Below are 11,906 nucleotides of genomic sequence, written 5' to 3'. Positions count from 1 at the left end.
ATCGAGCCGCCCGCGCATGACTGCGCGGCGGCGCCTCCGGCCCGCATTACGCGATCCTGCCCGCCACGCCCGCCCGCTTCGAAAACGGCGACCATTTCGTGAACACGAGCAGGTTGCCCAGCATCACCAGCGCCAGGCCGGCGAACGCGTAGGGCGTCCAGCGGTAGCCTTCGACGACGGTCGATATGCTCAGCGCCAAGACCGGAAACAGCACCGTGCAGTAAGCGGCCCGCGCCGGCCCCATGCGGCCGACCAGCGTCAGATAGGCGGTAAAACCCACGACGGATCCCAACACCGCCAGATAGAGCAACGCGCCCACATAGGCCGGCGAGGAATCGAAGCCGAACGGCAGTCCGGCAACCACGCAGCCCGCCAGAAGAATCGCCGCGCCATAAAGCATGCTGTACGCATTGCCCGTCAGCGGCCGGATGCCGGCGCGCTGCTGCAGGGACGACAGCATGTTGCCCGTGGAAAAGCAGAGCGTGCCGAGCAGCGCAAAGCCCAGCCCCAGCAGCGTCTCGTGACTGGCCTCCTGGCCCGCCAGTTCCGGCCAGAACAGCAGTACCAGGCCGCAGAATCCCAGCGCGCCGGCCACCATGATGCGCGGCGAGATGCGGGTGCCGAACCAGATCCGCGCGTTAAGCGCGTTCCACAGCGTGGCAGCCGAAAACACGACTGACACCAGGCCGCTCGGAATCCATTGCGTGGCCGAATAGAAGCACAGGAAGTTCAGGCAGAACAGGCACAGGCCCTGACCCACGCACAGCCAGTGGCCGCGCCGGTCCAGCTTCTGCAGCTTGCGCATCGCGAGCAGCGTCACGAACAGCAGCAGCCCCGCCAGCGCGAAACGGTAGAAGATCGACACGGGAATGGCCACCACGCCAAGCTGCAGCTTGATGGCGATCCAGGTGGTGCCCCAGATCAGGACGGTGAGCAGATACAGGAAAAGATTCATGATGCGAGGGGCGCGGTCAAGCAGCCCTGAGAGCCGATTCGGACACCGGCGGCCACCTGGCGCACCGGGCGTCCAGTGTGCGCCCCCGAGCCACGCCGCAATTGCCGTTTCTTGCGCTTTTGTCCGGATCGGGCGCGTCACGCGCGCGCGAACGCAGTAGCATTCCTTCCCATGGGCAACACCGCTACGGCCCCGGCCGATTTCTCCGTATTCCGCACGCTGTCGCGCTCGACCGCGACGCTGCAGCGCGCCACGTCGCTGGGCGAGGGCATGGCGATCTCGCAGTGGTCGCGCACCGCCCGCGAAACGCTGGGCTACGAAACGCCCGGCCACCACACGCTGTCGCTATACCTGCACGGCGGCGACCGGTCGTTTCGCGTGGGCCAGGACTCGCTGCATGGCGGTGCGGGCAAATTCTGCGTGCTGCCCGCCGAGCACCATTCCCGCTGGAGCATGAACGACAACGTGCGCTTCCTGCACCTGTACATCGCTCCGCAGCGGCTGGCGCGCGAAGCCGTCATGCGGCTGGACTGCGAACCGCGCACCCTCGAACTGCGCGACCGCACCTACATCCAGGACGACTCGCTCATCGACGTCTGCCGCCGCCTGCTGGATGCGGACTGGAACGAACCCGCCGACCGGCTGGCCGCCAGCAGCGCGGCCGAGACCGTGCTGCACCATCTGCTGATGCAGGGCGTGGCGCGCAAAACGCCGCAACCGGCGCGCGGCGGCCTGGCGCCGGGCGTGCGCCGCCGCGTGATGGACTACGTGGACGCGCATCTGGCCGATCCGCTGACGCTCGACGAGCTGGCTGGCGTCGCCGCGCTGTCCACGTATCACTTCGCCCGCATGTTCCACGCCTCATTCGGCGAGCCGCCCCACGGTTGGGTACGGGGCAGGCGTCTGGCCCGCGCCCAACACCTGCTGGCGGCCGGCAAGGGCGACCTCGCCAGCATTGCGCAGGCCTGCGGCTTTGGCAGCGCCAGCCACCTGGCCCGCGTCTTCCGGGACGCCATCGGCGTCACGCCGGGCCAGTACCGCAGTGCGCACGCCCGTCACTGACACCGCCCATCCGGCATCATGCCGGCCGCAGCGCGCGGTCTACAATGGCGCATCGCCCTAGCGGCTCACCCGGCCACCTCCCGCCTGCTCCGACGCGATGCCGCTTCCGACCTCTCGCGATACTTCCCCCCTCATCGACAGCGCAGGTCAGCGCCCCTTGCGCGCGCACTGGCTGGCCGAACTCATCCGGTTGCGCGAAACGCACTGGGGGCCGCTCGAAGACGCGCAGGCGGTGCGCCAGGTGCGCCAACTCGATGCCGACCTGCCGTCGCGCATCCTGGCCCGCGCCGCGCTGCTGGCGCAACGCGAAAACCTCAATCCCCTCGTCGACGCCTGGCGCCGCAGCGCCACGGCCATGCTGGCCGCCCTGTTTGTGCTGGCGCTGGTTTCCGGCGCCGCGGCTGCCATGGGCGCGCTGGGCGATGGCACGCGGCCCGTCAACGTGCTGTGGGCCGTGGGTGCCCTGCTGGGGCTGCATGCGCTGACCTTCCTGCTGTGGCTGGCTAGCTTTCTGCTGCGGCCCGGGGCCGTAACCGGCTTTGGGCGGCTGTGGCTCTGGGCCACGCGCAAACTGGCGCGCGGACCCGATGGCGCGCTGGTGCCGCAGGCCTTCCTGAATATGCTGTCACGCGCCGGCGCCTTGCGCGGCCTGTTCGGCAGCATCAGCCATCTGCTGTGGCTGACCGCGCTGTGCGCCGCGCTCGTGACGCTGCTGGCCGTGCTGTCCACCGCCAGCTACCGCTTCATCTGGGCCACCACGTTGCTCGCGCCCGACACCTTCGTCTGGCTGACGCAGGTCATCGGCTGGCTGCCCGCGCATCTGGGCTTTCCCATGCCCGACGCCGAAACGATCCGCGCCAGCGACGGCACGCAGGTCCTGCCGGCCGGCGCGCAGGCGCAATGGTCGCTCTGGCTGATCGGTGTGCTCGTGGTCTACGGCATCGTGCCGCGCCTGATCGCTGGCGCGCTGTGCGTCGCCGCCACGCTGCGCGCGCTGCGTCGCGTGCGCATCGATCCCGCGCTGGCAGGTTTCTCGCCCCTGCGCGACCGGCTTGAACCGCCCGCGCTGTCCACCGGCATCGACCGCCCCGTCGATCCGCTGCACGAACCGCGGGTGCGTGCCCCGGCGCTGGACGGCCTGGGCGGGCAGCCCGTGCTGCTGGCGCTTGAGCTGCCCGCGGACCTGACCTGGCCGCCCGCGGATGTGCCCAGCACCATCCGCCAGGCCGGCAACCTGGATACGCGCGAAGAACGCAACCGCGTGCTCGATGCGCTGGCCCAATCGGCGGCCTCGCGTCTTTTGATTGCCTGCGACGCACGCCAGACGCCCGACCGGGGCACGCTGTCGCTGGTGGCGGACCTGTCGGCCCACGCGGGACAGACGCGCGTCTGGCTGATCACGCCGCGCGCCGGCGACGACACGTCTGCCGAAACCCGCGCCGGCCTCTGGCGCGACCGCCTGCTGGCGCTGGGCCTGCCCGCCGACGCCATCCTGCAGGCGCCCAGTGCACCGCTCACCTGGCTGGAGTCCGGTCATGGCTGACCCGCTCATCAAGATCGCCCTCGTCGGTCACACCAACACCGGCAAGACATCGCTCTTGCGCACGCTGACCCGCGACACGACGTTTGGTGAAGTGGCCGACCGCCCCGGCACCACGCGTCACGTCGAAGGCGCACGCCTGCGCCTGGGCGGGCGGCCCGTGCTGGAATGGTTCGACACGCCCGGCATGGAAGACAGCATCGCCCTGCTGGAATACCTGGAACGGCTGGACCGCCCCGGCGAAAGGCTGGACGGCCCGGCGCGCATCCGGCGTTTCCTGGACACGCCCGAAGCGCACGGCCGCTACGAACAGGAGGCGCGCGTCCTGACCAAGATGCTCGATTGCGATGCCGCGTTGTACGTCATCGACGCCCGCGATCCGGTGCTGGGCAAGCATCGCGATGAACTCGCCATCCTGGCCGCGTGCGGCCGGCCCCTGCTGCCGGTCCTCAACTTCGTCAACGCACCCGCGCACCGCGCCGACGAATGGCGCGATGCCATGGCACGACTGGGCCTGCACGCCGTGGTGGAGTTCGATACCGTCGCGCCGCCGCTTGATGGCGAACAGCAGTTGTACGCCAAACTCGGCGTGCTGCTGGATCGCCACGCCGGCGCGCTGGCCCGGCTGTCGGACAGCCTGGCCGCCCAGCGCCGCGAACGCCACGCCGCCGCCTACGAGCTGGTCGCGGACCTGCTCATCGACGTGGCTGCGCTGCACCTGTCGAGCCCAAGCGATGAAGCCGCGCTGGCCGCCGCGTCCAACCAGCTACGCGATCAGGTGCGCCAGCGCGAACAGACCTGCGTCAACGCGCTGCTCGCGCTGTACAACTTCCGCGCCACCGATTACACCGACGACGCGTTGCCCCTGCAAGGCGAACGCTGGGGCATGGATCTCTTTCATCCGCAGGCGCTCAAGGACATGGGCGTGCAGGTCGGCATGGGCGCGGCCGCAGGCGCCATGGCCGGCGCCGCCGTGGACCTGATGAGCGCGGGCCTGAGCCTGGGCACCGGCATGCTGATCGGCGCGGCCGCGGGCGGCTTGTGGCAAGGCGTCGAAAAGCTGGGCAAGCGCGTCGCGGGCAAGCTGCGCGGCTATCGCGAGATCAGCGTCGACGATGCCGTGCTGCGCCTGCTCGCCTTGCGCCAACGGCAGCTGATCGAGGCACTGGAGCGCCGTGGCCACGCGGCCCGCGATCCATTGCGCCTGGACCTTCCCGCCGATGATGCATGGCGCAAGGGCCCGTTGCCCGACGCGTTGAAGGAAGCGCGCAGCCGACCCGAATGGTCGGCCCTGGGTAAACACTATGAAGACAGCGACCGCCGCAAGCGCATGCTGCACGAATTGGCGAAAACCCTAGCATCCACGCCGCTCCCGGCCGAATGACCGGCGGCCCGCTTGCCCCGCAGGACGCACCATTCACGGCATCCGGCAAGCGCGTGATAACCCCAATCCAAAGCAATTGACGCTTAAACGAATGCGTCGATAAGATTCGATCTGCATCGGCGCGGGTCCGTCCCCGTCATGCCAATCACAAGGGGTCGGTCTATCGTGAAGTCGAAGTCCTGCGCAGTGATTACCGGCATCGCCAACCACGGCCTGCGCGCAGTTCGCGCCGCGCGCCGCCCGGCCCCCATCCTTCCATCGTCGTAAGCAGCAACGCCATGCCCCGGATCCCCTTGGGGCCGGGGCCCTGTCACTTCTGTCGCGCGATCCGCGCACCACACGGAGCATGAGGGCTATGCGTACTTTTCCCCACTTCAAGCAGGCGGCGCTGGCCGCTGCCGTGGCCGCCTCGCTGGCCTTCAGCGCCGGCGCAGCCGCCAAAACGCTGCACTGGTCGTATCAGGGCGACGCCACGTCGATGGATCCGATGGCCCTGAACGAGACCTTCACGCTGGGTTTCCAGGGCAACATCTACGAAACGCTGGCCGGCTACGACGGCAATCTGAAACTCACGCCGCTGCTCGCGGAAAGCTGGGAGAACCCCGAGCCCACCAAATGGGTCTTCAAGCTGCGCAAGGATGTGAAGTTCCATGACGGTTCGCCGTTCACCGCCGACGACGTGATCTTCTCGTGGAAGCGCAGCCTGACGCCCGGCTCGGACATGAAGGGCTACGGCGCCAAGGCCAGCGACATCAAGAAGGTGGACGACTACACCATCGAAGTCACCACCCCCACGCCCAACCCCATCCTGCCTCGCGAATGGGTGTTCCTGTACATCATGAGCAAGAACTGGGCGGAAAAGAACAAGACCACCGAGGCCACCAACGTCAAGGGCGACAACCAGGGCAACTACGCCAACCTGCACGCCAACGGCACCGGCCCGTTCATGCTGACCGAGCGCCAGCCCGACGTGAAGACGGTGCTCAAGCGCTACGGCGGCTACTGGAACAAGAACATCAAGACCAACATCGACGAGGTCGTCTTCCAGCCGATCACGCAGGAAGCCACGCGCGTGGCCGCGCTGATCTCCGGAGAGATGGACGTCGTGCAGCCCGTGCCGGTGCAGGACTGGAAGCGCCTGGAAGACGCCAAGGGCGTCAAGCCGCTGACCGCGCCCGAAGCCCGCGCCATCTTCATCGGCATGGACCAGGACCGCGACGAGCTGCTGTTCTCCGACGTGAAGGGCAAGAACCCGTTCAAGGATGTGCGCGTGCGCGAGGCCGTCGTGCTGGCCGTGGACACCAAGGCCATCAACGAGAAGATCATGCGCGGCGCGGCCAAGCCGCTGGGCTCGCTGATCGCCACGTCCATCAACGGCTACGACGAGTCGTTCGGCGCGCCGTACAAGCCGGATCCCGAACGCGCCAAGAAGCTCCTGGCCGAAGCCGGGTATCCCAAGGGCTTCACCGTGACGATGGACTGCCCGAACGACCGCTACGTCAACGACGAAAAGGTCTGCCAGGCCGTGGCCGGCATGCTGGCGCGCGTGGGCATCAAGATCAACCTGCTGGCGCAGACCAAGTCCAAGTACTTCGGCAAGATCCTGCTGCAGGCCGGCAACCAGACCAGCATGTACATGCTGGGTTGGACGCCCAGCTCCACCGATGCGCACAACACGCTGCTGAACCTGACCTCGTGCCGCGACGCCAAGACGGCCGCCGGCCAGTTCAACCTGGGCGGCTACTGCAACAAGAAAGTGGACGAGCTGACCAACAAGATCGGCGTCGAAACCGATCAGGCCAAGCGCAACGCGATGATCAAGGAAGCTTTCGGCATCGTGCGCAGCGACTTCGGCTACCTGCCGCTGCATCAACAACCCATGTCGTGGGGCGTGAAGGAAAACGTCACCGTCACCCAGCGCGCCGACGACGTGCTGGACCTGCGCGACGTCGTGCTGCCGTAAGCGGCGCGTGATGCAACCCCGGGCGGCGCACGCCGCCCGGACGCGCCCGGCCCAGCCCCCATTTCCGCGCGGCGCGCGGAACGCGGCCCGGCGCCGTCCGAACCAGAGGGCTTCCTGACATGCTTTCCTTTATTGCGCAGCGGCTGTTTCAGTCGGTGCTCGTGATGTTGACGGTGGCGCTGATTGCGTTCTCCATGTTCCGCTACGTGGGCGACCCGGTCGCCAGCATGGTGGGCCAGGACACGACGCCCGAACAGCGCGCCCAGTTGCGCGAACAGCTCGGCCTGGATGATCCCTTCGTCGTGCAGTACGCGCATTTCGTCATCAATGCAGTGCAGGGCGACTTCGGCATGTCGTACCGGCACCGCCGCCCGGTCAGCGACCTGCTCGAAGAGCGCATGCCGGCCACGCTGGAACTGTCGTTCGTGTCCGCCGTCATGGCGCTGGCGCTCGGCATTCCCATGGGCATCTACACCGCGCTCAAGCGCCACGGCGTGCTGTCCAAGGCCTTTATGGCGATTTCGCTGGCGGGCATCTCGCTGCCCACGTTCCTGATCGGCATCCTGCTCATTCTGTTCTTCGGCGTGCAGCTGCGATGGCTGCCCAGCTTCGGGCGCGGCGATGTCGTCAGCCTGGGATGGTGGACAACGGGCTTTCTCACCAAATCCGGATGGCTGGCGCTCATCATGCCCGCCATCACGCTGGCGCTCTTTCAGATGACGCTCATCATGCGTTTGGTGCGCGCTGAGATGCTGGAAGTGCTGCGTGCCGACTTCATCAAATTTGCTCGGGCGCGTGGGTTGCCAGAGCGGCTGATCAATTTCCGGCACGCACTCAAGAACACGATGGTGCCCGTCATCACGATCACGGGGCTGCAGTTGGGTTCCATCATCGCCTTCGCCATCATCACCGAGACGGTGTTTCAGTGGCCGGGCATGGGTCTCCTGTTCATCCAGGCCATCAGCATGGTGGACATCCCGGTCATGGCCGCGTATCTGGTTTTGATTGCCTTCATGTTCGTGGTGATCAACCTGGTCGTTGACCTGCTGTACTTCGCCGTGGACCCGCGTCTGCGCGTGCAGAGCAAATAAAGGAATAACGCATGATTGCTCGCATCGCTCCCTTCTTCACGCGCGCCGCCGACAGCGACCTGTGGCACAGCTTCAAACGCTCGCCCGGCGCCATCATCGCCGCGGTAGTCACGCTGGTCATCGTGCTGGGCGCGCTGTTCGCGCCGCTCGTGGCGCCGCACAATCCATTCGATCTCGCGTCCTTAAGCATCATGGACGCCAACACGCCTCCGGCCTGGGAAGAGGGCGGCAGCCCCGACTTCCTCTTGGGCACGGACGACCAGGGCCGCGACATCCTGTCGGCCGTCATGTACGGCTCGCGCGTGTCGCTGCTGGTCGGCTTTGCCTCGGTGCTGTTCTCGATGGTGCTCGGCGTGACGCTTGGCCTCATCAGCGGCTATGCGGGCGGGCGTGTCGACAGCTTCATCATGCGCATCGCCGACGTGCAGCTCTCGTTTCCGGCGATCCTGGTCGCGCTGCTGATCGACGGCGTGGCGCGCGGACTGTTGCCGCGCGACATGCACGACCAGCTTGCGCTCTACGTGCTGATCTTCGCCATCGGGATCTCCGGCTGGGTACAGTACGCGCGCACGGTGCGCGGCTCGACGCTGGTCGAACGCAACAAGGAATACGTGCAGGCGGCCAAGCTGATCGGCATCGGCCCCATCACGATCCTGCGCCGCCACATCCTGCCCAACGTCATGGGGCCGGTGCTGGTCATCGCCACCATTCATCTGGCAATCGCCATCATCACCGAGGCCACGCTGTCGTTCCTGGGCGTGGGCGTGCCGCCCACCGCGCCGTCGCTGGGCACGCTGATCCGCATCGGCAACAGTTATCTGTTTTCGGGCATGTGGTGGATCTCGATCTTCCCCGGCATCGCGCTGGTGGCGCTGGTGCTGTCAGTCAACCTGCTGGGCGACTGGCTGCGCGACGCGCTCAACCCCAAGCTGCGCTGAGGACGCCATGGCCCTGCTGAACATTGATGACATCCGGATCGAATTTCCCAGCCGCCGCGGCACGCTGGTGGCAGTGGACGGCGTTTCCCTGTCGCTGGAAAAAGGCGAGATCCTGGGCGTGGTGGGCGAATCCGGTGCGGGCAAGTCCACCATCGGCAACGCGGTCATTGGCCTGCTTGAAGCGCCGGGACGGCTGGCCGGCGGATCGGTGCTGCTGAACGGCGAACGCATCGACACGCTGACGCCCGCACAGAAACGCAAAGTGCGCGGCCGACGCATCGGCATGATCTTCCAGGATCCGTTGACCTCGCTCGACCCGCTGCAGACCGTCGAAAGCCAGCTGGTGGAAACGATGCTGGTGCATTTGGAGCTGACGCACGACGCCGCGAAGAAGCGCGCCGTGCAGCTGCTGGCGCAGGTCGGCATCGACCAGCCTGAGCTGCGCGTGCAGCAGTATCCCCACCAGTTCTCCGGCGGCATGCGGCAACGCGTGGTGATTGCGCTGGCGCTGTGCTGCGAGCCTGAAGTCATCATCGCCGACGAACCCACCACCGCGCTCGACGTTTCGATCCAGGCGCAGATCCTGGACCTGCTCAAGAAACTGTGCCGCGAAGAACAGGTCGGCATGATCATCATCACGCACGACATGGGCGTGATCGCGGATGTGACGGACCGCGTGGCGGTGCTGTATCGCGGCAAGCTGGTCGAGCAGGGCCCCACGGCCAAGATTCTTGGCGACCCCGACCACGCCTACACGCGCAGCCTGATCTCGGCCGTGCCGCGTCCGGACATCAAGCTCAAGCGCTTTCCGCTGGTGACCTATATCGAATCCGTGCGCACGCCTGCGCAGCCGCTGGACCTGGCCACGCACTGGCTGGGCCAGCGCCGCGACTTCGGCAAGCGAACGGAAGGCCCGCTGGTGCAGGTGCGCGACCTGTCCATGCGCTTTGTGCTCAAGAGCGCCTTCTTCAAGCGCAACCAGCGCACGCTGGACGCGGTCAAGCGCGTGAATCTGTCCATCGGCGAAGGCGAGGTCTTCGGTCTGGTCGGCGAATCCGGCTCGGGCAAGTCGACCGTGGCGCGGCTGATATCCGGGCTGTACACGCCCAGCGAGGGTTCGGTCACGTTCGGCGGCACCGATCTCACGGCGCTCAAGGGCGAGAAGGAACTCAACCCGTTCCGGCGGCAGATCCAGATGATCTTCCAGGATCCGTTCTCGTCGCTGAACCCGCGCATGCGCGTGCTGGACATCGTGGCCGAGCCCATCCGCTTCCACAAGCTTGCCGCCAGCGAAGCCGAGACGCGCCGCATCGTGGCCGACCTGCTGGACGTGGTGGGCCTCGCGGACCGCGCCGCGGAACGCTTTCCGCACGAGTTCTCCGGCGGTCAGCGGCAGCGCATCTGCATCGCACGGGCGCTGGCCACGCGGCCGCGTTTTCTGATCTGCGACGAGCCCACGTCGGCGCTGGACGTCTCCATCCAGGCACAGATCCTGAACCTGCTGAAAGACCTGCAGGAAGAGCTTGGCCTGACCATGCTGTTCATCAGCCACGACCTGCCGGTGATCCGGCAGATGTGCGATCGCGTCGGCGTGATGCGCCACGGCGAACTGCTGGAAGTCGCTGAGACCGAAACCCTGTTCGAACACCCGCAGCATCCCTACAGCCAACATCTGCTCGGTTTGATGCCTCGTCTGCAATCCATGTCCCGCGAAGGGCTGGACGTGGTGGGTTGAGACCGCGCGCCAACGGAGTCCACTGACATGAGCGAGTCACGGCAAACCCTCTTCATCGGCGGCAAGGTTTTCGACGGGGAGGGGCAGACACTGCCCAACCACGGCGTGCTGGTCGAGGGCGCACGCGTGGCCCGCGTGGCGCCTGCGGGCGAATTCTCAGGCTACGCGGGTGCAAGGGTGGACACCCCGGGCATGACGCTCATGCCCAGCCTGGCGGATTGCCACGTGCACCTGGTCTACACGGGCGGCGCCGACCCCAACGCCCAATTGAGCAAGCAGGGCCCCGCGCAGATCACGCTGACCGCGCTGGAGAACGCGCAGGCCAGCCTGCGCGGCGGCGTCACGGCGCTGCGCGACTGCGGCGGCAAGGACTATCTGGAATTCGGCGTGCGCGACGCCATCGCGCACGGCGTGTTTCCCGGTCCCACGATCAAGGCGTCGGGCCGCATCATCTGCATGACGGGCGGCCACGGCAACCGCATCGGCCGCGTGGCCGACGGATGCGAGGAAGTGGTCAAGGCCGTGCGCGAACAGGTCCACGCGGGCTGCGATCTGGTCAAGATCATGGCCACGGGCGGCGTCATGACGCCGGGCGTCAGCCCAATGGATGCGCACTACAGCTTCGACGAAATGAAGGCGGGCGTGCACGAGGCCAAGCGCTTTCGGAAAAGCACCGCCAGCCATGCGCAGGGCACGCAAGGCATCCTGAACGCGGTGCGCGCCGGCATCGATTCGATCGAGCACGGCATCTTCATGGACGACGACTGCCTGCGCGAAATGCTGGAAGCCGAAACGTACCTGGTGCCGACCATCGCCGCCGTGCGCAACATCATCGCCAACGCCGACAACGGCATTCCCGCCTACGCGGTGGAAAAGGCCCGCGCGGTGGAGCAGCGCCATCGCGAGTCGTTCCAGATGTACTACAAGGCCGGCGGGCGCATCGCGCTGGGCACCGACGCGGGCACGCCGTTCAACCTGCATGGCGAGAACGCCATGGAACTGGCCTACATGGTGGAGTTCGGCATGACGCCGGTGGACGCGTTGATCGCCGGCACGTCACGTGGCCATGATTTGATGGGCATGACCGATCACGGCGTGATTGCAGAGGGCAAGGTGGCCGACCTGCTGCTGGTGCAGGGCGACCCCGCCGAAGACATCATGAAGGCCGCCGACAAGCGTTTTCACGTCGCCGTGCTGCGCAACGGCGAACTTGCGGCGGGAGCTTTGCCGTTCTGACC

Annotated in this window: 9 protein-coding genes; 8 read left to right on the top strand and 1 reads right to left on the bottom strand. The window is 66.9% G+C overall.

Annotated elements, in window-relative coordinates; genetic code table 11:
• Positions 1 to 46: 46 nt before the first annotated feature.
• Positions 47 to 955 carry a DMT family transporter gene (locus B3098_RS13265; protein ID WP_286896849.1) on the bottom strand — a complete coding sequence of 303 codons (909 nt, stop codon included), beginning with the start codon at positions 953 to 955 and terminating at the stop codon, positions 47 to 49.
• A gap of 171 nt (positions 956 to 1,126) precedes the next feature.
• Between B3098_RS13265 and B3098_RS13260 the strand changes: the two genes are divergently transcribed.
• The 8 genes from B3098_RS13260 (at position 1,127) to B3098_RS13225 (ending at position 11,904) form a co-directional block, all read left to right on the top strand.
• Complete coding sequence (locus B3098_RS13260) at positions 1,127 to 2,017, top strand: helix-turn-helix domain-containing protein (protein WP_279971265.1); 891 nt, start codon at positions 1,127 to 1,129, stop codon at positions 2,015 to 2,017.
• Between the two features lie 97 nt (positions 2,018 to 2,114).
• Positions 2,115 to 3,560, top strand: a complete 1,446-nt coding sequence (locus tag B3098_RS13255; RefSeq protein ID WP_286896846.1) for a DUF2868 domain-containing protein — start codon at positions 2,115 to 2,117, stop codon at positions 3,558 to 3,560.
• The gene (locus B3098_RS13250; RefSeq protein ID WP_286896844.1) at positions 3,553 to 4,941 is read left to right on the top strand and encodes a GTPase/DUF3482 domain-containing protein; all 1,389 of its coding nucleotides are present in this window, start codon (positions 3,553 to 3,555) and stop codon (positions 4,939 to 4,941) included. Before B3098_RS13255 ends, B3098_RS13250 begins: the two co-directional genes overlap by 8 nt.
• Positions 4,942 to 5,296: 355 nt before the next feature.
• Positions 5,297 to 6,904 carry an ABC transporter substrate-binding protein gene (locus tag B3098_RS13245; protein WP_175123932.1) on the top strand — a complete coding sequence of 536 codons (1,608 nt, stop codon included), beginning with the start codon at positions 5,297 to 5,299 and terminating at the stop codon, positions 6,902 to 6,904.
• A 119-nt stretch (positions 6,905 to 7,023) separates the two neighbouring features.
• Positions 7,024 to 7,995: an ABC transporter permease gene (locus B3098_RS13240; protein WP_056565682.1), complete on the top strand. Its 972-nt coding sequence runs from the start codon at positions 7,024 to 7,026 to the stop codon at positions 7,993 to 7,995.
• An 11-nt stretch (positions 7,996 to 8,006) separates the two neighbouring features.
• On the top strand, positions 8,007 to 8,933 hold the full coding sequence (locus B3098_RS13235; protein ID WP_175137046.1) for an ABC transporter permease: 927 nt from the start codon (positions 8,007 to 8,009) through the stop codon (positions 8,931 to 8,933).
• Between the two features lie 7 nt (positions 8,934 to 8,940).
• On the top strand, positions 8,941 to 10,668 hold the full coding sequence (locus B3098_RS13230) for a dipeptide ABC transporter ATP-binding protein (protein ID WP_286896840.1): 1,728 nt from the start codon (positions 8,941 to 8,943) through the stop codon (positions 10,666 to 10,668).
• A gap of 27 nt (positions 10,669 to 10,695) precedes the next feature.
• Complete coding sequence (locus B3098_RS13225) at positions 10,696 to 11,904, top strand: metal-dependent hydrolase family protein (RefSeq protein WP_286896837.1); 1,209 nt, start codon at positions 10,696 to 10,698, stop codon at positions 11,902 to 11,904.
• Positions 11,905 to 11,906 lie beyond the last annotated feature (2 nt).

The sequence above is a fragment of the Achromobacter sp. UBA2119 genome, assembly GCF_002331005.1.
GTDB classification, from domain to species: Bacteria; Pseudomonadota; Gammaproteobacteria; order Burkholderiales; family Burkholderiaceae_B; genus Achromobacter; species Achromobacter animicus.
The sequence above is the reverse complement of the archived record's forward strand: the minus strand, read 5'-3'. Positions and strand labels throughout refer to the sequence as shown.